The sequence below is a fragment of the Actinacidiphila glaucinigra genome (assembly GCF_900188405.1).
Lineage (GTDB): Bacteria > Actinomycetota > Actinomycetes > Streptomycetales > Streptomycetaceae > Actinacidiphila > Actinacidiphila glaucinigra.
Window position 1 is genome coordinate 120,569 of the sequence record NZ_FZOF01000012.1, and the last position, 21,545, is coordinate 142,113.

Consider the following 21,545-nt stretch of genomic DNA (forward strand, 5'->3'; position numbering starts at 1 on the left):
CCGCGCTCCCGCAGCCAAGGCCGGACCGTCGACTCGTGCGTCAAACGGCCGACGCCCTCGTGACGTCGAGCAGATCGGTCTCCTGCTCCTCCCACTGCTCGTAGAGCGCGTCGGGGCCGTGTTCCTCCACGTACGCGATCTCGGCCGCGGTCACCGGGACGACGGTGAGGAGTTGCAACTCGGTGCGGCCCTCCGCGTTCACCAGGGACTCGAACCCGTCCTCGATGTAGGGGTGCGGGACGATCATCACCCCTTCGATCTCCGTGTCGGGGATGAGCGGCTCCGGCGCGGGGACGACCTGGTCGAACGTGGGGCCCACCCCCATGCGGATGGCCAGCGTCGCGGTCAGCGCCGCCAACGCGCGGGCGGCCGCTTGCTGATCCGCCTTCAGGGTGCAGGCGAGCTCCAACGGCATGATCGCGGTGAGGTTCTGGAACCGCAGACCGTTCGTCACGGCGGTGACCAGATCCCCGTCCCCCGATACGCAGAAGAACAGGGCGAAACCGCGGTTTCCGCCGCCCGCCGTGGGACCCTCCGAATCCTGGATCGGTCCCAGGTAAGCCTGGATGTGGTCGAGGAATCCTGCGTACTTTTCCTCGGTGGGCATCTGCCTACCGCCCTTCTCGGTGACCCGTTCGTGTCCCGGGCCAGCCTATCGGTTGTTCAGCCGAACGGGCTCGGCGTGCCGGCCCCCGTGCTCTCGGCCCTGTCCAGCATGCCACCGTAATGTCCATATCCTGGCGTCGAGGACTCGGATCCATGGCCGACGTTCGTGCTCGGATCCTCGACCTGGTAATGGCTCGGGTCGTTGTACTCATTGAGGATCTGCTTCCACGTGAACTTTTTCGGGTTGTCCTCCACGAGCTCCACGAGCCGCCGGAATTCGCTGTCGGGGACGTGGCCGAAGTGGAAGTTCTGCGGCTGGCCCGAGTTGCTCGGCGGATTCGGCCGTGGACGTGTGAAACCTTCGGGGTCGACCCGTCCGCGGTCGTCGTATCGGATCGCGTTTCCGTCCGAGTCGCGTTCGCAGGGTATCGTCTTTCCGGAGTTCGGGCATATGAAGTCCTCGCCGTTGGAAGTGCGCTGGGCGTCGCGGAAGACCGCGAATTGGGACTTCTTTCTGATGGTCGGGCGGCGCGGCCTCCGGAGTTTGTCGAGTTCCGGATTGGCCGACGGTGCGGGAGGCGCTCCGTTTCCTGATCCGCTCCCCGAATCGCTTCCCGTACCGCTTTCCGCGGGCTGATCCCGGCGCGGGCCCTCGGAACCGCCGCGACGGCTTATCCCGTCGAGTTCGTCCGCGATGGTGCGGTCGTTCTCGTCGTGATTTCGGTGCATCTGCCGCAGACCGCGCCGCATGTCACCCTGCACATGGCCGATGGCGCTGGTGGCGGCCCGCCCGATGCCCTCCACCACGTCCGTCGCGAGGGGTAGGACGCGCTCGGCGATCTCGCCTCGGCCACTGGTCCGGCCCCGTGCGCTGCGGGCGCGTGCCATGTGCCCGGACGATCGGGTGTCGAGAGCGCGAGTGATGCCGTCGAGCTGGGTGTCCGCCCGGTCGAAGCTGTCCCCGTCACTCTGGAAGTGACTGCCCGCGCCGCCCGTACCGCCCGCGCTGCTTCCGCCGCTACCGGCGCCGCCCCCGCCTCCGGCGCTGGCGAGGGTGAAGCTGTCGGCCTGCTTCTTGGCGCCGTCGACGCCCTCGCCGAAGCCCTCCTTGCCGGCGTCGGCCGTCCGGCCCAGGTCGACACCCTTCTGGAGGCCGAGCGCGTTCGAGCCGACCTGGATCACCAGGTCGGCCGCCATCGACTCCAAGGCGGCGTAGATCGGGGCGGTGGCGATCGACATCAGCTGGTCGACGACCTGGTTGATGACCTCCCGGAAGATCTTCTTCACGATCATCCGGGTCGCCTGGGTCGCGGCGGCCCCGGCGAAGCTCGACAGCCCGAGCGTGAAGGGTGCCGAGGCGATGGTCGCGACGATCTCGGCTGCCAGGATGCCCAGTTGGACGATCGCGGCCCCCTTGGCGACCTCGATGGCTATCGCCACTCCGTCCAACGCGACGGCACCCATCCGCGCGGCCTCTCCGAGATTGGCCAGATGCGTGCCCTTGACCTTGCCCCAGTGGGCTTCGAAGGCGTCCATGGCGGCGCCCGCGTTCGCGCCCAGCAGCTCCTGCACGGCGGTGTGGGCTTCCATGGCGCCGCCGTCGATGTCGTCGGCGAAGTCCCGCAGGGACGTGGCCATTTCGCGGTAGTCGTCCTCGTCGACGTTCGGCCAGGCGACCCCGATCAGGTCGAGTACGTACGCCAGCTCGTCGGGCAGCACGACGCCCACCGAGGACACCCCCGTGTCTCTGATTGACCAAAGCAGCAGAGGTTTTGACGCTACGCGAGTGGCAAGGGTTCCTCAACTGGTCAGAAATCGACCGGATGGCTCTCGGATGCGCCCTCTGCAGCCCGTGTCGTCGCCGACGGTCATCCAGGTGCCGCCACTCGGGGGGACGGGCTCGGAACTCGCGGCGAAGGGGTACTCGATCTCCGTCGGGGTGCGCAGCGTCGTCGCGTCGAGCACGCGCCGCGATTCGTCCGGCCAGACCTCAGGCGCCACCGCCGCGAGCAACCGGTGCCGCCACCCGCTCCGCGGTGACCGTGCCGACGCCCACCCCGCTACGTCTCCCGGCCGACCGCGCGAGGCCGGACCTCGACGTCCGCCCGCCGCCAGGAGCCGTAGGAGAAGGGGTCGTCGCCGTCGAGCAGGGCGACCCATGCCCCGCCGCGCGACCACACAGCGGACCGGGACGCGAACTCGGAGACGTAGACCTCCGGCCCGGGCGGTTCCGGCTCGCCGAGCCGGGCGCGCAGCCGCCCCGCCATCTGCCCGTACGCGGCGTCGTACTCGTCCGGTTTGGCGTCACCGTGCTGGCCCTCGGGGGTCTCGCCGTCCGTGACATAGGCGAACGGCAGCACGATCGAGCAGTCCGCACGGCACTCCGGGTGGTCGCACACCGCGTCGGCGTCGTCCCCGCAACCCGGGTACTCGCCGAGCTCCAGCCAGTGCCCGCCGATGGGCCACGCGTCGAGCCAGCCGATGACGGGCCTTCCGTCGTCGCCCACGTGGTGCCAGCCGTTGCGCACGAACGCGTTCTCGAAGGCCCGGTAGCTCCGGGGCAGATCCGCCAGTTCGAGGATCCGGTCCGGCAAGTCGCCGTCGACGGAGCGCAATTGCGCGGCCACGATCGCCTCTACCGCTTCGGCCGTACGGCGACGCCCGCGCGGCGGTAGGCGCCGTACGACATGGCGTCGTTCCCGTCGAGCAGGATCACGTACGCACCGCCCCGCGACCAACGGACGTGCCGGGTGGCGTCGATGTCCTGGTACGGCCAGGGGCCCGCGGGTTCCGGCTCCCCGAGGCGGTCGCGCAGCAGCGCCGCCATCCGCAGGTACTCGGCGTCGTAGTCCGCTTCAGTCGCCTCGCCCCGCACGTCGGGGCGGCTGTGCCAGGGCCCGAACTCGTTGTCCCACGCGGCCGGGTCCTCGGGGTCGGCGAAGTACGCGAAGGGGTGCAGGACGTAGCTGCCCGCACCGCACCCGGTGTGGGCGCACACCGCGTCGGGGGAGCCGTCGTCCACGCAGCCGGGAGGATCGCCGAGCTCCAGCCACCAGTCGTCGGCGCCCTCCTCGCGCCCGGGGAGGAACTGGACCTCCCACCAGCCGATGTCAGGGCCCTCCTCCTCGTCCTCCGGGACCTCCCAGCCGTTGGCCACGAACGCGTCCTCGACCGCCCGCCGGCTCCACGGCAGGCCGGCCAGCGCGACCATCCGGTCGGCGAAGTCGCCGTCGGCCGCCAAGAGTTGCATCGCCATGGCGCACGACCCTAACGCCCCGCCTAGGCTGCCCCTCATGACCGGACCGGAACTGCGGCGGATCCGCGCCTTCGTCGCCGCCTTCGCCCGTCGCCAGGCCGCGCGCACCGTCGAGCTCCCCGGCGGCTTCGCCGTCCTCGACGACGCCTACGCGCACTCGCACGGCAACAACCACGTGGTCGTCGACGGCGGCATGGACCCCGAGGCGCTGCCCGCCCTCGCCGACAAAGCGCTCGGCCACCTCGCGCACCGGGCCGTCACCGTGCTCGACGACGCGACGGGCACCGCCTGCGCGGGGCCCATGGTGCGCGCGGGCTACAGCCACTCCGCCGAGGTCGTCATGCTGCACACCGGCCCGGTCCCGGACGGCGGCCCCGCGGAGGAAGTGGACCTCGGCGCCTTCCGTGAACCCCTCGCCCGGCGCTGGCGCGGCTTCCTCCCGGAGGCCGGTGAGGAGGTCGTCCGCCAGCTCGTCGACCGCCGCGAGGTCCGTCACCGCGGCGCGGACGTCGTCCGTTTCATCGGCGCGCGGACGCCCGAGGGCGACGTCGCGTCCTGGGCGGACCTCTACATGGACCGCGCGTCGGGCACCGCCCAGGTCGAGGACCTCATCACCGCCGAGGCCCACCTCGGGCACGGCTACGCGGACGCCGTCCTGTCCACGGCCCTGCGCCAGGCCGTCGACGCCGGCTGCGCCACCCGCTTCCTGGTGGCCGACGCGGACGACTGGCCCCGGCACTGGTACGGCCGCCGCGGCTTCACCGTCGTCGGCCGCTTCCACAGCTTCGGACGCGGCTGACGGTGCCGTTCCGCGGTCTCGTGGACGCGGAGAGTGCGGGGGTGGACGCGGATGAACAGCTGTCCGCCGCTCGACGACGAGACGATCGGGTACGAGTCGCGGCACGGCTGGAGCGACAGGAGAAGCCGCGGCGGAAACCCACAGGGCTGTCCGGCTTCGTGCTCTGCGAGGCGGCCCCGAGGACGGGCGCCGGCGGCCCCGAGGACGACCGTTGGCGATGAGAGGGCAGTTGCAGGCCCTGCTCGCCGTGGGCCTGCTGCGCAACGTCTCCGTCCAGGTGCTGCGGCGCTCAGCGGTTCGCCGGTGCTCCTGGAGACGCGGGAGCGCGAATACCCCGCCTATGCAGAGCGCGCGGGAGACCAGCGCCCTCTACGGCGACGACCACGGAGGCAACCGCGTCGAGCGCCCGGACGGAGTTCCTCCGCGGCGTGGGACGGGACGCGGCGCCCCCCTCCGAACAGTGCGCCGCGTCCCGCCGGTCCGTCACGACGCGGTGTCCGCCTCCGCCGCGTCCGGGAGCGCGCCGGTGCGGGCGACGCCCGCGTACCAGAGGGCGCTGGACTTCGGGATGCGCTCCTGGGTCTCGTAGTCGACGTAGACCGCGCCGAAGCGCTTGTCGTACCCGTACGCCCACTCGAAGTTGTCCATCAGCGACCACAGGAAGTAGCCCCGCACGTCGGCGCCGTCGTGCATGGCGCGGTGGACCGCCTCCAGGTGGACGCGCAGGTACTCCACCCGCTCGGGGTCGTGCACGGCGCCGTCGGCGCCCACGGAGTCCTCGTAGGCCGCGCCGTTCTCGGTGATGAGCAGCGGCAGGTCGGGGAACTCGCGGTTCATCCGCATCAGCAGGTCGTACAGGCCCGTGGGGTCGACGGACCAGCCCATCGCGGTCCGCTCACCCGGGGGCTGGTGGAAGGCGACGTCGTCCGCGCCCGGCCAGGGGGAGAACTGGCTGGAGCCGTGGCCGTCGCTGCGCGGCCCGTCGACGGAGGCGCCGTCCGACACCAGCGTGGGCGTGTAGTAGTTGATGCCGAGCACGTCCAGCGGGTGGCGCTTGATCGCGGCGAGGTCGCCGTCCTGGACGAAGGACCAGTCGGTCAGGCCGCGGGTGTCCTCCAGCAGGTCCTGCGGGTACGCGCCCCCCAGCAGGGGGCCGGTGAAGACCCGGTTGCCGACGGCGTCGATGCGGCGCGCGGCGTCCACGTCGGCGGGGGAGCCGGTGAGCGCGCGGACCTGGTGCAGGTTGAGCGTGATGCCGAGCTGGGCGCGGGCCGGGAGGACCGAGCGCAGCGCCTCGGCGGCACGGCCGTGGCCCAGGTTGAGGTGGTGGGCGGCGCGCAGGGCGGCGACCGGGTCGGTGCGGCCCGGGGCGTGGACGCCGGAGCCGTAGCCGAGGAAGGCGCTGCACCAGGGCTCGTTGAGGGTGGTCCACAGCTGGACGCGGTCGCCGAGTGCCTCGCCGACGATCCGCGCGTACTCGCCGAAGCGCTCCGCGGTGTCGCGCGCGGGCCAGCCGCCGGCGTCCTCGAGCTCCTGCGGCAGGTCCCAGTGGTAGAGGGTGACGGCGGGCTGGATGCCGTGCTCCAGCAGCTCGTCGGTGAGCGCGCGGTAGAAGTCGAGGCCGCGCTCCACCGCGGGCCCGCGGCCGGTGGGCTGGACGCGGGACCAGGAGACCGAGAACCGGTAGGCGCTCAGGCCGAGGTCGGCCATGAGGCGCACGTCGTCACGGAACCGGTGGTAGTGGTCCGCGGCGACGTCGCCGGTGTGGCCCTCGAAGACCTTGCCGGGGGTGTGGCTGAAGGTGTCCCAGATCGACGGGGTGCGCCCGTCCTCTGCAGCGGCGCCCTCGATCTGGTACGCGGCGGTGGCCGCACCCCACAGGAAGCCGGGCGGGAACTGGTGGCCGCCTACTGCGGCGGTGCCGCTCGCTGCGGGACGAATGTCGGACGCTGTCATACGGGAGCGCTCCCATCGGAACGAGTGAACAAGAGGGGTAAGGGGGAGGGGCGCGGCCGCGGCCGGGGGAGGGGATCAGCCCTTGACCGCGCCCTGCATGATGCCGCCGACGATCTGCTTGCCGAAGATCACGAAGACCAGCAGCAGCGGGAGCGTGCCGAGCAGCGCGCCGGCCATGATGACGGACTCGTCGGGGATGTAGCCGCGGCCGAGGCTGGTGAGCGCGACCTGCACGGTCGGGTTCTCCTGGGTCAGCGCGATGATCGGCCAGAAGAAGTCGTTCCAGGCCGCGACGAAGGTCAGCATGCCCAGGACCGCCATCGCGGGCCGGGCGGCCGGGAAGACCACGTGCCAGACGATCCGCAGGCTGCTGGCGCCGTCGACGCGGGCGGCCTCGATGATCTCGGTGGGCAGGGCCTGGGAGAGGTACTGCCGCATGAAGAAGACACCGAAGGCGCTGACGAAGGTCGGCAGGATGACCGCCTGGAGGTGGTTCGTCCAGTCCAGGTCCGCGATCCACAGGAACAGCGGGACCACGCTCAGCTGCGGCGGCACCATCATGGTGCCGATGGTCAGCATCAGCAGGAAGTTCTTCATCTTGAACTGCAGCTTGGCGAAGGCGAAGCCGGCGATCGTCGAGAACAGCACCGTGCCGATGGTGATGCTGCCGGCGACGATGGCCGTGTTCAGCAGCGCCGTGCTGAGGTTGGCCTCGGTCCACGCGGTCTGCAGGTTGCTGAAGAGGTTCGAGCCGAACCAGAACGGCGGCGGGGTCTGCGCCAGCCGCGAGTTCGTCCGGGAGGCGGCGATCGCGGTCCATATCAGGGGGAAGAGCGATACCGCCGTGAAGACGATCAGCACGATGTAGGTGAACGGGCCCGCGTGCAGCTGCCGTCCGGCCTTGGGCGCCCCGGGGGTGCGGCGCTTCGCCTTGCGGGGCGCGTCCGCCGTGCCGGCCGCCTGATCCGCCGGGTTGGTCGAGATGGTGGCCATCGTCGTCACCCCTCGTGGTTCTTGCGCAGCCAGCGGGCGACCAGCCCGTTGGCGGCGGCGATCAGCAGCAGGAGCAGGAACATCGCCCAGGCGATGGCCGAGGCCCGCCCGAGGTGGTAGTTCGTCCAGCCCTGCTCGTACAGGTAGAGGCCCAGCGTCTGGAACTGGTGGGAGGAGCCGCCCTTCTCGCCACCGGGGCCGCCGAAGAGGAACGGCTCGCCGAACAGCTGGGTGGCACCGATCGTCGAGACCACGATCGTGAAGAGGATCGTCGGCCGCAGCATCGGGATGGTCACGTGGCGGAACTGCTGCCAGCGCGAGGCGCCGTCCAGCGCTGCGGACTCGTACAGGTCGTGCGGCACGGCCTGCATGGCGGCCAGGTAGATCAAGGTGTTGTAACCGGTCCAGCGCCAGATCACGATCGACGAGACGGCGATCTGCGAGGACCAGGTGCCCGCCCGCCAGTCGATGTGGTGGCTGAACCCGAGGTGCTCCAGCGCCCAGTTGATCATGCCGTAGTCGGTGCCGAACATCAGCGTGAAGACCAGCGTCGCGGCGGCGACCGAGGTGGCGTACGGGGTGAGCATCGCGACCCGGAAGAAGGTCGAGCCGCGCAGCTTGTAGTTGAGCAGGTGGGCCAGGCCCAGCGCGATCAGCAGCTGCGGGACGGTCGAGATCACACCGATGGTGAACGTGTTCTTCAGGGCGTTCCAGAAGAACTCGTCCTCCAGCAGACGGGTGTAGTTGTGGAAGCCGACGAACTCGCGCGCGTCGAGGTTGGTCAGCTCCACCCGGTAGAAGGAGGACCAGCCCGTGTAGATCAGCGGGAAGAGGCCGAAGGCGGCGAAGAACAGGAAGAAGGGCGAGACGAAGGCGTACGGCATCGCCTTGACGTCCCACCGGTAGCGGCGGCTGCGCCAGCGGCCGCGTCGCTCGTCACGTGCGTCGCGCGGCCGGCCGGAGCCGCCGCGCGGGGCCGCGCCCCCCTCGGAGGGGGGCGCGGTCACTGCGGTCATGTCGGAGATCTCCGAAGCCATGCGGGTCACTGGTCCAGTGCGTTGTCGATTTCCTTCTCGGCAGCCGCCCAGCCCTGAGCAGGGGACTTGCCCTGCTGCTCGACCTGCAGGATGCCGACGTCGGTGATGGCCGTGTAGATCTGCTGGTCCTTCGGACCGATCACCAGGGTCGGGATGCTCTTGGCGGCGTCGGCGAAGATCTGGCCGATCGGCGCGTTGTTGAAGTACTCGTGCTTGGCGTCCTTGACCTCGGGCAGGTCATAGGCGCCCGGGGCGCTCGGGAAGCTCGCCTGCTTGGCGAAGACCTTCGCCTGCTGGGCGGGGGCGGTCAGCCACGCGGCCAGCTTGACGGCCTCTTCCTTGTTCTTGCCGGCCGAGGGCACGCCCACGAAGGAGCCGCCCCAGTTGGCGGGCTTCGGCGCGGCGGCGACGTCCCACTTGCCCTTGCCCGCGTCGCCGGCCTTCTCCTGGATGTAGCCGAGCATCCACGACGGGCAGGGGAGCGAGGCGAAGCGGCCGTTGGCGAAGCCCTGGTCCCAGGCCTTGTCGAACAGCTTCAGCTTGGCGGTCATCTTGCCGGTGGTGGCCTCCATGGCCAGGTCCCAGGCCTCCTTCACGGAGGGGCTGGTCTTGTAGATGACCTTGCCGGAGCTGTCGTAGTAGCGCTCGGAGGCCGAGTTGCTGATCGCCTGGTAGAGACCGGCGGAGGAGTCCAGGAACGTCGTGCCCTTGGGCGCGTTCTCGGTGTAGGTCTTGCCCGCGTCCAGGTACTTGCTCCAGTCACCGGCCCACAGCTTGCCGACCTCGGCGCGGTCGGTGGGCAGACCCGCCTTCTTGAACAGGTCGGTGCGGTAGCAGATGGCCATCGGGCCGATGTCGGTGCCGAGACCGATGGTCTTGCCGTCGGAGGTGCTGGCCTGGGCCCACTTCCAGTCGAGGTAGTTCGACTTCTCGACGCCCGCGGCCTTGGAGAGGTCCTCGAACTTCGCCGCCTGGGTGGAGACGATCTCGTTGATGTTGCCGACCTCGATGGCCTGGATGTCGCTCAGGCCGCTGCCGGCGGCGAGGTGGGTGAGGAGCTGCGGGTAGTAGGCGTCGTTCCGCTCGATCACGTTCTCCTTGATCGTGATGTTCGGGTTCGCCTTCTCGTACTCCTCGTACAGACCGGCCTGCTTGTAGCCGAAGACACCGAAGGTGCCGACCGTGAGGGTGATCTTGCCCTTGCCGTCGCCCTCCGAGCCACCGGCCTTCGCGGGCTCGTCGCTGTCCTTGGAGCAGCCGGCGAGCAGGCTCACTCCGAGCGCGGCAACCGCGGTTATCGCTACGGCAGCGGTACGGCCTCGTGGCCGGGACGACTTCCTTGTCGTGCGCATTCGGGTCCTCCGGGATACGTGCGGGAAGTGTACGTGTTCGATAGTGTGGGAGCGCTCCCACATGTGATGTGTTGAAGAGTCTCCGTTCCCCGATGAGGTGTCAAGGGAGCAGACGCTCTAAGTTGGCGCAGTTACCACCTCGTGATTGGGAGGCCGTAATGGTGATCGGCGGACGGCGCAGCGGCAGACCGACGCTTGAGGAGGTCGCCGCGCGGGCCGGAGTGGGCCGGGGCACCGTCTCCCGGGTGATCAACGGATCACCTCGGGTGAGCGACCATGCCAAGGCCGCGGTCGAGGCCGCCATCGCCGAGCTCGGCTACGTGCCCAACCGTGCGGCGCGCGCCCTGGCGGGCAACCGGACGGACGCGATCGCCCTGGTCATCCCCGAGGCCGAGACCAGGCTCTTCGCCGAGCCGTACTTCTCCGACATCATCCGGGGCGTGGGCGCCGAGCTCGCCGACACCGACATGCAGCTGCTGCTCACGCTGCTGCGGACGCCCAAGGAGCGGCAGCGCTTCGCCCAGTACCTCACCGCCCACCGCGTCGACGGCGTCCTGCTGGCCTCGGTGCACGAGGACGACCCGCTGCCCGACCTGCTGGAGCAGCTGGAGATGCCGACGGTGCTGAGCGGCCGCCGCTCCGACCTGGAGTCGGTGTCCTACGTCGACTCCGACAACGTCGGCGGCGCCCGCTCGGCGGTCGCGCACCTGCTGGGGCTCGGGCGCAGGAGCGTCGCGACCATCACCGGCCCCCTGGACATGTACGTCGCCCGCTGCCGCCTCGACGGCTACCGCCAGGCGGTCGAGGGCGCGGGGCTGCTCCACGACAACGCGCTGGTCGCGGCCGGTGACTTCACCGAGGAGGGCGGCCGTGCCGCGATGCGGGCGCTGCTGGAGCGCCGGCCCGACGTCGACGCGGTCTTCGCGGCCTCGGACGTCATGGCCGGCGGCGCGCTGCAGGTGCTGCGCGAGAAGGGCCGGCGCGTGCCCGACGACGTGGCGCTGATCGGCTTCGACGACTCCGCCATCGCCCGCCACACCGATCCGCCGCTCACCAGCGTGCGGCAGCCGATCGAGGAGATGGGCCGCACCATGGCGCGGGTGCTGCTGGAGGAGATCGCGGCGAGCACCGCCACCCGCCGGCACGTCGTGCTGTCGACCGAGCTCGTGCGCCGCGAGTCCGCCTGACCGCCGCGGGGCCGGAGCGCCGGCCGGGCGAGTGAGCCCCGTCACGTGAGGAGGCTCACGGTGTGACATGGGCCCACGAGGGCGTCAACCAGGGCTCTTTGTCATACCCCTCTCCTAAAATCAAGGCATGCCACCGACCGTTCTGGACCGCCGATCCGTCGAAGCCGCCAATGAGGCCATACGGCGGTACGTCGCGGGCCGGCGCACCTGGTCGCGCGCCGAACTGGCCGAGCTGGACCGCCTCCGCGGGATCTGGCAGGCCGCCCGCGCGGGCCAGGGCGACGCCCCGGCCCGCCGCCTTCCGGGCGAGGAGTGATCCCGCCCCCGGCAATGCCGACAGAAGATGTCGGGTATGCCGGGGAGCATGGCGGCATGACGACCAGGTGGACAGACCTAGAGGAAGCGCAGCCCGGCCTCGCCGAGGCCGTGCGCACCCGATTCGGCGGCTACAAGCACCACGTCCTCGGCACCCTCCGTGCCGACGGTTCACCGCGGCTCAGCGGCATCGAGGCCGAGTTCCGGTTCGGCGAGCTGTGGCTCGGCATGATGCCCGGCTCCCGCAAGGCCCTCGACCTGCGGCGCGACCCGCGTTTCGCGCTCCACGTCAACCCCGGCCCCGGCACCTCCATGGACGGCGGCGACGTGCGGATCTCCGGACGCGCCGTCGAGGTCACCGACCCGGCGGCGATCGCCCGCTTCACCGGTGAGGTGACGGTGCCCGAGGGGCCCTTCCACCTCTTCCGTGCCGAGATCGCCGAGGTCGTGCGCACCTGTGTCGAGGATCCCGACCTCGTCCTGCAGGTGTGGCGGCCCGGCGCCCCGTTGCGCACGATCCGCCGCGGCAACGACGAGTCGCCCCCGCGCACGGACGGCTGACGCATCGTCAGTCCGTGGGGAAGGGGTTGTCCCCGCGTGCCACGGCCGCGACGAGTCCGGTGAAGTACTCCTGCACCAACTGGTGGAGCTGGTGGCCGAAGCTGATCCGCGCCACTCCCAGCTCCGCCAGACGCGCCGGCGAGGGCCCGCCGGGCCAGGACAGCACGTTCACCGGGCGGCCGTCCACGGCCTCGACGACGGCCTTGACGGCCGTCTCGTCCAGCGCCCCGATGGGGTAGACGCAGTCCGCGCCGGCCTCCAGGTACGCCCGCATCCGGTCCGCCGCGTCCGCCAGTCGCTCCGCAGGGTCGCCCGCACCGCGGATGAAGCGGTCCGTCCGGGCGTTGATCACCAGGTCGGGGTCCGCCGCGCGCAGGGCCGCGAGGTACTCCGCCTGCTCCCCGGTGTCGGCCGGCAGGCCCGTGCGGTGGTCGCTGTCCTCCAGGTTGCAGCCCACGGCGCCGGTCGCGGCCAGCCGCTCCGCGAACTCCGCGGGCCCCATCCCGTAGCCCCGCTCCATGTCGGCCGTCACCGGTACGGGGACCGCCCGGGCGATACGGGCGACCGCGGCGAGCATCTCGTCCGCGGGCGTGCCCTCCCGGTCCTCGTACCCCAGGGCGGGCGCCACGGCCGCGCTTCCGGTGGCGACGGCCGGGAAGCCCGCGTCGACCACGGCGCGGGCCGAGGCGCAGTCCCAGATGTTCGGCAGGATCAGCGGGTCACCCGGCACGTGCAGGGCGCGCAGGCGGGAGGCGAGGGAGGTACGGGAGGGCTCGATGCTCATGCCCTCCACGCTACGAGCGCGGGCACCGGCCTGCCGAGGGCCATTCACCCCTTGCGAGGCGGGGCCACTTCAGGTGCGCCGTGCGCCGGGGTGCCGCAAGCTGGACGGGTGAGCACCACCCCGATCGTCGTGTCCCCCGTCCAGGCCGGTGACCCGCCCTTCCGCATCGTGCAGATCGACGGGCAACCCGTCGGCATCGCCCATGACCTGCTGGACGTCGTCCGCATCGCTCACGACGCCGGCAGGAAGCACGTCGACTTCGACGACCCGCAGGCCGTGCGCTGGCTCGGCGGGGGCAAGTACCACTGGTCCCCGTGAGGCCCGCCGGACCTCCGGTCCCGCATACGGTTGCGTAAGATCCACTTCCCACGGTTGGGTGGTCCGCATGACTCGGACCCTCTACCTCTTCGCCGGCGCCGCCCCGCCCGTCTTCGACGTCGCGCGGGTCATCGAGGACGCCCAGGTGCGCGGCTGGAACGTCTGCCTCGGCCTGACGCCCACCGCGGCCCGCTGGCTGGAGCCGAGTCTGGACGGACTGGCCGCGCTGACCGGCCGCCCCGTGCGCCATGAGTACCCGCTGCCGGGCCATCCCGAGGTCTGGCCCCCGGCCGACGTGATCCTGGTGGCCCCGGCGACGTTCAACACGATCAACGGATGGGCGCTGGGCCTCACGGAGACCTTCGTGACCGGCACCCTCGCCGAGGGCATCGGCAAGCGCGTCCCGATGGTGGCGATGCCGTCCGTGAACGCCGCGCTCATGCAGCACCCGCAGTTCGAGCGCTCGCTGGAGACCCTGCGCACCGCCGGGGTCACGGTGCTGTTCGCAGACGCCGGCGCAGGGCCCGAGTACCCCTGGCAGCCGGCGCTCGCCGCGGCCGAGGCGGTCGCCGGCTGACGCGCCCGGGCCGGGGCCGCGCGGCCCCGGCCGGCAGGCCCCCGGTCAGGGGCGCACGACGAGGGGCCGGTCCGTTTTCACGGACCGGCCCCTCGTCGATCAGGGTGAGTGACGGGACTCGAACCCGCGGCATCCTGGACCACAACCAGGTGCTCTACCAGCTGAGCTACACCCACCATGTCCGGTGTTCACTACTGCTTCCCACCGGCCGAGAAAAAGTGTACAGGGTCCGGAGGGGTGCTCGCTGCCACGTTTTCCGCGGGTCGCTCACTCCACCGTTTCCGCAGGCAGGACGTACTTCGCGGCGATCGAGCGCGCCGTGTCGGTGTCCGGTCCCGGCTGCGGAACGAAGACGGCCTCGCGGTAGTAGCGCAGCTCCGCGATGGACTCCCGGATGTCGGCGAGGGCGCGGTGGTTGCCGTTCTTCTCCGGGCTGGCGAAGTAGGCGCGGGGGTACCAGCGCCGGGCCAGCTCCTTGACGGAGGAGACGTCGACGATGCGGTAGTGCAGGTGCTGTTCGAGCGTGGGCATGTCCCGGGCGAGGAAGCCGCGGTCGGTCGAGACCGAGTTGCCGCACAGCGGCGCCTTGCGGGGTTCGGACACGTACTGGCGGATGTAGTCCAGGACGAGCTTCTCCGCCTCCTCCAGGGTCACGCCGCCGTCGAGCTCCTCCAGCAGGCCGGAGTTGGTGTGCATCGTGCGGACGATCTCCGGCATGCTCTCCAGGGCCTCGGCCGGTGGACGGACGACGATGTCCACCCCCTCACCGAGCACATTGAGCTCCGAGTCGGTGACGAGCGCCGCCACCTCGATCAGAGCGTCCTGGGCCAGGGAGAGCCCGGTCATCTCGCAGTCGATCCACACCATCCGGTCGTTCATACGTCTCACCCTACGGGGCGATCCCGTGGAGCAGGCATAGTCGCGCTGCGGCTGCGCCCGTCACGGCCGTCCCGCTCACCCCGCGGACGCCGGGAACCGTGCGGTTCACGGGGGTCGAAACGGCTGCCCGCCTGCTCCGGGATGCGCGCCGCGTAGGGCGGTTCGCCGTCGGTCTTGAGCGAAGCCGCTCCCGCACCCGCAGGTGCGCCGGACTGGCCGGGGAGCTGCAGCACCCCGCCGTGACCGCGGTCCGCGGTGGGTGCGGGGCCCCGGCGCGGGACCGGGACGGGGCCGCCGCCCGCCTCGGCGCCGCGCGCTTCCCGGGCGGCGGCGAGCGCGTTGGGGTCCGGCTCGTCCTGCGGGCGCCGGGCCCGGTAGGCGGCGCGGTACGAGGCGGGGGAGGAGCCGAGCTGGCGGCGGAAGTGACCGCGCAGCGCGACGGGGGAGCGGAAGCCGCAGCGCGCGGCGACCTCGTCCACCGAGTAGTCGGAGGTCTCCAGCAGCCGCTGGGCCTGCAGGACGCGCTGGGTGATCAGCCACTGCAGGGGCGCGCTGCCGGTCAGCGTGCGGAAACGGCGGTCGAAGGTGCGGCGGCTCATGTAGGCGCGGGCGGCGAGGGTCTCCACGTCGAACTGCTCGTGCAGGTGCTCCAGCGCCCAGGCGACGACCTCGGCGAGCGGATCGCCGCCGATCTCCTCGGGTAAAGAACGGTCGAGGTGCCGTGGCTGGCCGCCCCAGTCGCCGCGCCGCGGCGGCACGACCAGCCGGCGGGCGAGCGCGTTGGCGGCCTCGCCGCCGTGGTCGCTCCGTACGACGTGCAGGCACAGGTCGATGCCGGCGGCGGTGCCGGCGCTGGTGAGGACGTCGCCGTCGTCGACGAACAGCTCGCGCGGGTCGACGTGGACGGACGGGTAGCGCTTGGCGAGCGTCGGCGCGTACATCCAGTGCGTGGTGGCGGGGCGGCCGTCCAGCAGCCCCGCGGCGGCGAGCACGAAGGCGCCGGTGCACAGCCCGATGATGCGGGCGCCCTCCTCGTGGGCGCGGCGCAGCGCGTCCAGCGCCTCGGCGGGCGGCGGCTGGGAGATCGAGCGCCAGGCGGGGACGACGACCGTGCCGGCCCGCGACAGCGCCTCCAGCCCGTACGGGGCGGACAACTCCAGCCCGCCGGTGGTGCGCAGCGGGCCGTCCTCGCCGGCGCAGACCAGCAGCCGGTAGCGCGGCACGCCCGCGTCCTGGCGGTCGATGCCGAACACGGAGAGCGGGATGGAGCTCTCGAAGATGGGGCCGCCGCTGAACAGCAGTACGGCGACGACCTCCTGACGGCGTCGCGCCGACAACTTGCGCGGCCCGCGGGCCTGCTGGGCGGTGGCGGCCGGGCCTGACGGAACGGAGGTGCTCACCGGGGCGCCGGACGCTCCCGGGATGTGCGGGACGGCCGGCGTCCCCGTCGGTGCGGACGGTGCGGTGGACATGCCGGCGGCCGACTGGATCTCCGCCATGGTGCCGGTCCTGGACTCCTGTGTCATGGAGCTCAAGCCCCCCTCGGTCGTCTGGTCCTCTCGGTCCTGCACGGGTCCCCCGCCGTTGTCGCTCAAGATCGAATCTACTCGTTCCGCTGTACCCGCAGTGGCAAGTTCACCACCTGCCGGTATGTCGACATGACCACGTGGCGTGAAGCATTCGATCACGAAGCGTTCCCTTCGTGAAGTGTGCCTTCCGGGAGTGGAACCGGCGCACAGCGTCCGTGCGCCCCCTCATTCCGCTTCCACCCTGGTGGCGGCGGGGGTTGTGGGACATGATCCCAAGTCCCGCCGCACAAGGGGAAGTTGGCCGAAAATGATGGGAAGTATGGTACGCACCCCTGGTCAGCGCTCCGTCGTACGCCCCCTGGGTGGCCGGGGAGCGAGTGCGCCCCCGTTGCCCCGTGCGGCCGGGAGGACGATTCCGGATATGGCCGGAGGCGGACAGCGGGAGTGGGCCGGGCGCGGGGTGACTTGTCCGATTGGCGACGGGGCGTTGCGCTCGGCCGCCGGCTCCGGCATTCTCCTGGAAACTCCGGGGTAGGGGGACGCTGTGAGAGCGCCTGCGCATCTGTGCAGGGGCCCGCACTCGCCGTACTCTGGAGTCAGCGGGAAGGGCAGCCCCTTACCGGTCGAAATCAGGCCGGTCCCGCGGCCCCCGCACTGTTGTTGTCCGCCCACTCGGCGCCCCCGGCGCCGACCTTGCCGAGAAACCGCATCATGGCCGGTTACGAGCTCCCCGAGCCCGCCGACGGAAAGCCGCTCGCCGAACCGGCGGCGGTGCCGGAGGCGGACTGCGAGGCGCGCACTTCCTGTGATCCCGCCTTCCGGCACGGCGTGGTCGTCGGTTTCGACGGCTCCGTGTCGAGTGAACGGGCCCTGTCCTACGCCATCGGCATGGCACGCCGTTCCGGTTCCGCACTGATCATCGTGCACGTCGCGAACCGGCTGCCGGCGACCGTGTGGGCGGGCTGCGAGCCGCCCGTCTTCGTCGACGTCCCCGACCACCGGACCGAGGTGCTCGGCCTGGAACTCGCCTGCGCCGACCACCTGTCGGAAGTGCCGTGGATCCTGGTCGAGCGCGGTGGCGACATCTGCCACGAGCTGGAGGAGGTCGGCCGGGAGTACGAGGCCGACGCCATCGTGGTGGGCGGGACGCACGGGATCATCGGCAAGATCTTCGGGTCGGTCGCCGGGCGCCTCGCCCGCCGCGCCCAGCGGCCTGTCGTGGTCATTCCATAACGATTCGGTGCACGACGCCGTGAATCCGGCCTCCACGGGATTGCTTGTGCCCTTGTGAAGGGTATCTCATCTGCAGTTTCTTCCCTCGTACCCGAAGGGGGCCCGCGGTGGACAACGACGTCTCCACGGCACGCACGGCAGGAGCCGGCGCAACGGCTCTGGGATATCTGACACTCGGCCTGACGCTGATCGCCTACGGGCTGCTCAGCACCGGCGTATTCGACGGCACCGCGGCGGCGGACGCCGCCCGGCTCGCGCTGGTCGTCGGCGGCGTCACGCAATTCGTCGCCGGCATGTGGGAGTTCTACGGCGGCAACGGCTTCACCGGCACCGCCTTCGCCTCACTGGGCGCCTTCTGGGTGACCTGGTCGGCGGGGTCCGGTGCGGGCACGAGCAAGGAGGCCGCCGGGCTCTTCCTGCTCCTGTGGGCGCTGCTGGCGCTCAGCCTGACGATGGCCGCCTGGCAGATGGGCGGCGTGGCGCAGGCCGTCTTCGGGCTGCTGACCGTGTCCACGGCCCTGTCCGGTGTCGCGGTACTCGCCTCCAACGGCGGCCTCGGCAAGGTGGGCGGCTGGGTCGGCCTCGCGGCCGGCGCGGTGGCCTGGTACGGCGGGACCGCACTGCTCACCAATGCCGCATGGGGCCGGCGCGCCCTCGCCGACGGCTGGCGGCTGTCCGTGCCGCACCGCGGGCACGCGGCCTGACCGACGGGGAACACGGCAGCGAGGCCCCCCGCGCCTTCGGGCGCGGGGGGCCTCGTCGTCGGCCCGCGGGTCCCCGGCGGGGCTACTCGACGGTGACGGACTTCGCCAGGTTGCGCGGCTTGTCGATGTCCCGGCCCAGCGCCAGCGCCGTGTGGTAGGCCAGCAGCTGGAGCGGGATGCCCATCAGGATCGGGTCGAGCTCGTCCTCGTTCTTCGGGACGAGGATCGTGTGGTCCGCCTTCTCCTGCTCCCGGTGCGCGACCGCCAGGATCCGGCCGCTGCGGGCCTTGATCTCCTCCATCGCGGCGCGGTTCTTCTCCAGCAGCGAGTCGTCCGGGACGATCGCGACCGTGGGCATCGCGGGCTCGATCAGGGCCAGCGGGCCGTGCTTGAGCTCGGAGGCCGGGTACGCCTCGGCGTGGATGTAGGAGATCTCCTTCAGCTTCAGGGACGCCTCCAGCGCGACCGGGTAGCCGCGCACCCGGCCGATGAACATCATCGACTTGGCCTCCGCGTAGTCGGCGGCCAGCTTCTTGATGTCCTCCTCCTGCGTGAGGATCTCCTGGATCTGCTCGGGCAGCGCACGCAGGCCCTCGATGATCCGCTTGCCGTCGGCCACCGACAGGTCGCGGATGCGGCCCAGGTGCAGGGCGAGCAGCGCGAAGGCGACGACGGTGTTGGTGAAGCACTTGGTGGAGACGACGCAGACCTCCGGGCCGGCGTGCACGTAGACGCCGCCGTCGGTCTCCCGGGCGATCGCGGAACCCACCACGTTCACCACGCCGAGGACGCGGGCGCCCTTGCGCTTGAGCTCCTGCACCGCCGCGAGCACGTCGTACGTCTCCCCGGACTGCGAGACGGCGATGTAGAGGGTGTCGGGGTCCACGACCGGGTTGCGGTAGCGGAACTCGGAGGCGGGCTCCGAGTCGGCCGGGATACGGGCCAGGCCCTCGATCAGCGAGGCGCCGATCATCCCGGCGTGGTAGGAGGTCCCGCAGCCGAGGATCTTCACGCGGCGGATGCCGCGGGCCTCGCGGGCGTCGAGGTTCAGGCCGCCCAGGTGCACGGTGGAGAACTTGTCGTCGATCCGGCCGCGCAGCACGCGGTCGACCGCCTCGGGCTGCTCGCAGATCTCCTTGTGCATGTACGTGTCGTGGCCGCCCATGTCGTAGGAGGCGGCCTCCCACTCCACGGTCTCGGGGGTGGCGGTGGTGCGGGTGCCCGAGGTCGTGTACGTGCGGAAGTCGTCGGCCTTCAGGGTGGCCATCTCGCCGTCGTCGAGGGTGACGACCTGGCGGGTGTGCGAGATCAGCGCGGCGACGTCGGAGGCGACGAACATCTCCTTCTCACCGATGCCGAGGACCACCGGCGAGCCGTTGCGGGCCGCGACGATCCGGTCGGGGAAGTCGGCGTGCATGACGGCGATGCCGTACGTGCCCTCGACGATCTTCAGCGCCTCACGGACCTTCTCCTCCAGGGAGACGGCCTGGGAGCGGGCGATGAGGTGGGTGATGACCTCGGAGTCGGTCTCGGAGGCGAAGACCACGCCGTCGGCCTCCAGCTTGGCGCGCAGCTCGGAGGCGTTGTCGACGATGCCGTTGTGGACGACGGCGACCTTGCCCTCGGTGTCGAGGTGCGGGTGCGCGTTCTCGTCGCTGGGGGCGCCGTGGGTGGCCCAGCGGGTGTGGGCTATGCCGGTGGTACCGGCGAAGCGCTTGGGGACCCGAGCCTCCAGCTCGCGGACCCGGCCCTTGGCCTTGACGGCCTTGAGCCCGCCGGACTTGCCGGCGATGACGATGCCCGCGGAGTCGTAGCCGCGGTACTCCAGTCGCTGCAGGCCCTCCAGCAGCAGCGGGGCGACATCACGCTTCCCGATGTAGCCGACGATTCCACACATGTTTCCGTCCCTCCCGGTCGCTCGAGGCGGCCCGGTCTCGCTGTCAGCCGTAGACGATGCGGCGCAGCTGCCGCAGTGAGTACGCGGGCGGGGTGACCGCCCGGTGCGGCAGCTCGGCCGTGATCCGTTCGAAGATCTCCGCGTTCTGCAGACCCTTGGCCTGCAGCTCGCGGTGGCGGCGCCGTACGAAGTCCTCGGCTGTCTCGTCGAAGTACGCCAGGACGTCGAGGACCACCCGGGCGGCCTCACCGCGTTGCAGCGGCGTGGTCCGCACCAGGTGGTCGACGAGATCGTCATGGGTCGTCTGGCGTTCGAGCACCGGTCGATACTGAGGGACGGAGGAGGCTGATCGCAAGATTTCTGCCCGATTTCGGGCAGGGGGGTGCCGAAACTACGCCGGAAGGCCGAGCTCGCGCGCGATCAGCATGCGCTGCACCTCACTGGTGCCCTCGCCGATCTCCAGGATCTTGGAATCCCGCCACATGCGGGCGACCGGGTACTCGTTCATGAAGCCGTAGCCGCCGTGCACCTGGGTGGCCTCGCGGGCGTTGGTGACCGCGATCTCCGAGGAGTAGAGCTTGGCCATCGCCGCCTCCTTCTTGAAGGGCTCGCCGGCGACCAGCCGGGACGCCGCGTCCCGCCAGGCCAGCCGGGCGGTGTGGGCGCGCATCTCCATGTCGGCGAGCTTGAAGGCGATCGCCTGGTTGCCGCCGATCGGGCGGCCGAAGGCCGTGCGCTCCTTGGCGTAGGCGACCGACTCGTCCACGCAGCCCTGCGCCAGCCCGGTGGCCAGCGCCGCGATGGCGATCCGGCCCTCGTCCAGGATGCGCAGGAACTGTGCGTAGCCCCGGCCCTGCTCACCGAGGAGGTTGGCGGCCGGCACACGGCAGTCGGAGAAGGACAGCTCCCGGGTGTCGGAGGCGTTCCAGCCGACCTTGCTGTACTTCTTCGAGACCGTGAAGCCCGGGGTGCCGGACGGCACGATGATCGAGGAGATCTCCGGGCGGCCGTCCTCCTTCCGGCCGGTGACGGCCGTGACCGTGACCAGCGCGGTGATGTCGGTGCCCGAGTTGGTGATGAAGCTCTTGGTGCCGTTGATCACCCACTCGTTCGTCGCCTCGTCCAGACGGGCCGTGGTGCGGGTGCCGCCGGCGTCGGAGCCGCAGTCCGGCTCGGTCAGCCCGAAGGCGCCCAGCTGCTCGCCCGAGGTCAGCTGCGGCAGCCAGGCGCGCTTCTGCTCCTCGGTGCCGAAGCGGAAGACGGGCATGGCGCCGAGCGAGACCCCCGCCTCCAGGGTGATCGCCACGGAGGAGTCCACCCGGGCGAGCTCCTCCAGGGCGATGCACAGGGCGAAGTAGTCGCCGCCCATGCCGCCGTACTCCTCGGGGAAGGGCAGCCCGAACAGGCCCATGCGGCCCATCTCGCGGATGATCTCGTAGGGGAACTCGTCGTGCTCGTAGAACTCGCCGATCTTCGGCGCGACGACGTCGTGCGCGAACTCCTCCACCGTGCGGCGGAGTTCCTCGTACTCGGCGGGGAGCCGGTGGGCGGTCGTCATGGCT

22 protein-coding genes and 1 tRNA gene are annotated in these 21,545 nt (G+C 71.1%); 8 read left to right on the top strand and 15 right to left on the bottom strand.

Translation table 11 applies throughout. The annotated features are described in order from the left end of the window. Window positions 1-40: 40 nt before the first annotated feature. The 4 genes from CHF15_RS23750 to CHF15_RS23775 all read right to left on the bottom strand — a co-directional run bounded on the left by CHF15_RS23750 (window position 41) and on the right by CHF15_RS23775 (window position 3,862). On the bottom strand, window positions 41-607 hold the full coding sequence (locus tag CHF15_RS23750) for a suppressor of fused domain protein (protein WP_089225889.1): 567 nt from the start codon (window positions 605-607) through the stop codon (window positions 41-43). Window positions 608-663: 56 nt separating this feature from the next. Beyond that, window positions 664-2,334, bottom strand: a complete 1,671-nt coding sequence (locus CHF15_RS45830) for an HNH/ENDO VII family nuclease (RefSeq protein WP_245939002.1) — start codon at window positions 2,332-2,334, stop codon at window positions 664-666. A 332-nt stretch (window positions 2,335-2,666) separates the two neighbouring features. Beyond that, a complete protein-coding gene (locus CHF15_RS23770; RefSeq protein ID WP_089225891.1) occupies window positions 2,667-3,233 on the bottom strand; it encodes a hypothetical protein in 567 nt (188 codons plus the stop codon). 8 nt (window positions 3,234-3,241) lie between these two features. Next, a complete protein-coding gene (locus CHF15_RS23775) occupies window positions 3,242-3,862 on the bottom strand; it encodes a hypothetical protein (RefSeq protein ID WP_089225892.1) in 621 nt (206 codons plus the stop codon). 37 nt (window positions 3,863-3,899) lie between these two features. Here CHF15_RS23775 and CHF15_RS23780 point away from each other — a divergent pair, with 37 nt between their 5' ends. Further along, window positions 3,900-4,661: a GNAT family N-acetyltransferase gene (locus CHF15_RS23780; RefSeq protein WP_089225893.1), complete on the top strand. Its 762-nt coding sequence runs from the start codon at window positions 3,900-3,902 to the stop codon at window positions 4,659-4,661. A 483-nt stretch (window positions 4,662-5,144) separates the two neighbouring features. Here the strand turns inward: CHF15_RS23780 and CHF15_RS23785 are convergent, their stop codons facing one another. From CHF15_RS23785 to CHF15_RS23800, 4 genes are all read right to left on the bottom strand, one after another. Next, on the bottom strand, window positions 5,145-6,617 hold the full coding sequence (locus tag CHF15_RS23785) for a GH1 family beta-glucosidase (protein WP_089225894.1): 1,473 nt from the start codon (window positions 6,615-6,617) through the stop codon (window positions 5,145-5,147). 75 nt (window positions 6,618-6,692) lie between these two features. Continuing rightward, window positions 6,693-7,610 carry a carbohydrate ABC transporter permease gene (locus CHF15_RS23790; RefSeq protein WP_179279929.1) on the bottom strand — a complete coding sequence of 306 codons (918 nt, stop codon included), beginning with the start codon at window positions 7,608-7,610 and terminating at the stop codon, window positions 6,693-6,695. A 5-nt stretch (window positions 7,611-7,615) separates the two neighbouring features. Further along, window positions 7,616-8,647 carry a carbohydrate ABC transporter permease gene (locus tag CHF15_RS23795; RefSeq protein WP_089225966.1) on the bottom strand — a complete coding sequence of 344 codons (1,032 nt, stop codon included), beginning with the start codon at window positions 8,645-8,647 and terminating at the stop codon, window positions 7,616-7,618. 5 nt (window positions 8,648-8,652) lie between these two features. Next, complete coding sequence (locus CHF15_RS23800; protein ID WP_089225895.1) at window positions 8,653-9,999, bottom strand: ABC transporter substrate-binding protein; 1,347 nt, start codon at window positions 9,997-9,999, stop codon at window positions 8,653-8,655. Between the two features lie 158 nt (window positions 10,000-10,157). On the opposite strand from CHF15_RS23800, the gene CHF15_RS23805 reads away from it, so the two are divergent. The 3 genes from CHF15_RS23805 to CHF15_RS23815 all read left to right on the top strand — a co-directional run bounded on the left by CHF15_RS23805 (window position 10,158) and on the right by CHF15_RS23815 (window position 12,062). Continuing rightward, window positions 10,158-11,186, top strand: coding sequence for a LacI family DNA-binding transcriptional regulator (locus CHF15_RS23805; RefSeq protein ID WP_089225896.1), 1,029 nt, complete (start codon window positions 10,158-10,160; stop codon window positions 11,184-11,186). A gap of 127 nt (window positions 11,187-11,313) precedes the next feature. Further along, the gene (locus tag CHF15_RS23810; protein WP_089225897.1) at window positions 11,314-11,502 is read left to right on the top strand and encodes a hypothetical protein; all 189 of its coding nucleotides are present in this window, start codon (window positions 11,314-11,316) and stop codon (window positions 11,500-11,502) included. A gap of 56 nt (window positions 11,503-11,558) precedes the next feature. Continuing rightward, window positions 11,559-12,062: a pyridoxamine 5'-phosphate oxidase family protein gene (locus CHF15_RS23815; protein WP_089225898.1), complete on the top strand. Its 504-nt coding sequence runs from the start codon at window positions 11,559-11,561 to the stop codon at window positions 12,060-12,062. 7 nt (window positions 12,063-12,069) lie between these two features. On the opposite strand, the gene CHF15_RS23820 is transcribed toward CHF15_RS23815, so the two are convergent. Then, window positions 12,070-12,846, bottom strand: a complete 777-nt coding sequence (locus tag CHF15_RS23820; protein ID WP_089225899.1) for an isocitrate lyase/PEP mutase family protein — start codon at window positions 12,844-12,846, stop codon at window positions 12,070-12,072. Between the two features lie 108 nt (window positions 12,847-12,954). Here CHF15_RS23820 and CHF15_RS23825 point away from each other — a divergent pair, with 108 nt between their 5' ends. Further along, window positions 12,955-13,164: a hypothetical protein gene (locus tag CHF15_RS23825; protein ID WP_018563956.1), complete on the top strand. Its 210-nt coding sequence runs from the start codon at window positions 12,955-12,957 to the stop codon at window positions 13,162-13,164. Window positions 13,165-13,231: 67 nt separating this feature from the next. Continuing rightward, window positions 13,232-13,741 carry a flavoprotein gene (locus tag CHF15_RS23830; protein WP_089225900.1) on the top strand — a complete coding sequence of 170 codons (510 nt, stop codon included), beginning with the start codon at window positions 13,232-13,234 and terminating at the stop codon, window positions 13,739-13,741. Window positions 13,742-13,844: 103 nt separating this feature from the next. Here CHF15_RS23830 and CHF15_RS23835 read toward each other — a convergent pair. The 3 genes from CHF15_RS23835 to CHF15_RS23845 all read right to left on the bottom strand — a co-directional run bounded on the left by CHF15_RS23835 (window position 13,845) and on the right by CHF15_RS23845 (window position 16,020). Further along, a tRNA-His gene (locus CHF15_RS23835) sits at window positions 13,845-13,917 on the bottom strand. A 91-nt stretch (window positions 13,918-14,008) separates the two neighbouring features. After that, window positions 14,009-14,620, bottom strand: a complete 612-nt coding sequence (orn, locus tag CHF15_RS23840; protein WP_089225901.1) for an oligoribonuclease — start codon at window positions 14,618-14,620, stop codon at window positions 14,009-14,011. A 5-nt stretch (window positions 14,621-14,625) separates the two neighbouring features. Beyond that, window positions 14,626-16,020 (bottom strand): helix-turn-helix domain-containing protein, encoded by a 1,395-nt coding sequence (locus CHF15_RS23845; RefSeq protein ID WP_410169657.1) that lies wholly within the window; start codon window positions 16,018-16,020, stop codon window positions 14,626-14,628. Between the two features lie 840 nt (window positions 16,021-16,860). Between CHF15_RS23845 and CHF15_RS23850 the strand changes: the two genes are divergently transcribed. Both CHF15_RS23850 and CHF15_RS23855 read left to right on the top strand, forming a co-directional pair. Continuing rightward, the gene (locus CHF15_RS23850; protein ID WP_018563952.1) at window positions 16,861-17,382 is read left to right on the top strand and encodes a universal stress protein; all 522 of its coding nucleotides are present in this window, start codon (window positions 16,861-16,863) and stop codon (window positions 17,380-17,382) included. Window positions 17,383-17,489: 107 nt separating this feature from the next. Next, a complete protein-coding gene (locus CHF15_RS23855) occupies window positions 17,490-18,086 on the top strand; it encodes an acetate uptake transporter (RefSeq protein ID WP_089225903.1) in 597 nt (198 codons plus the stop codon). 82 nt (window positions 18,087-18,168) lie between these two features. Here the strand turns inward: CHF15_RS23855 and glmS are convergent, their stop codons facing one another. The 3 genes from glmS to CHF15_RS23870 all read right to left on the bottom strand — a co-directional run bounded on the left by glmS (window position 18,169) and on the right by CHF15_RS23870 (window position 21,541). Further along, window positions 18,169-19,983 (bottom strand): glutamine--fructose-6-phosphate transaminase (isomerizing), encoded by a 1,815-nt coding sequence (glmS, locus tag CHF15_RS23860; protein WP_089225904.1) that lies wholly within the window; start codon window positions 19,981-19,983, stop codon window positions 18,169-18,171. A gap of 43 nt (window positions 19,984-20,026) precedes the next feature. Then, window positions 20,027-20,302 carry a hypothetical protein gene (locus CHF15_RS23865; protein ID WP_089225905.1) on the bottom strand — a complete coding sequence of 92 codons (276 nt, stop codon included), beginning with the start codon at window positions 20,300-20,302 and terminating at the stop codon, window positions 20,027-20,029. Between the two features lie 72 nt (window positions 20,303-20,374). Next, a complete protein-coding gene (locus CHF15_RS23870; protein WP_089225906.1) occupies window positions 20,375-21,541 on the bottom strand; it encodes an acyl-CoA dehydrogenase family protein in 1,167 nt (388 codons plus the stop codon). Window positions 21,542-21,545 lie beyond the last annotated feature (4 nt).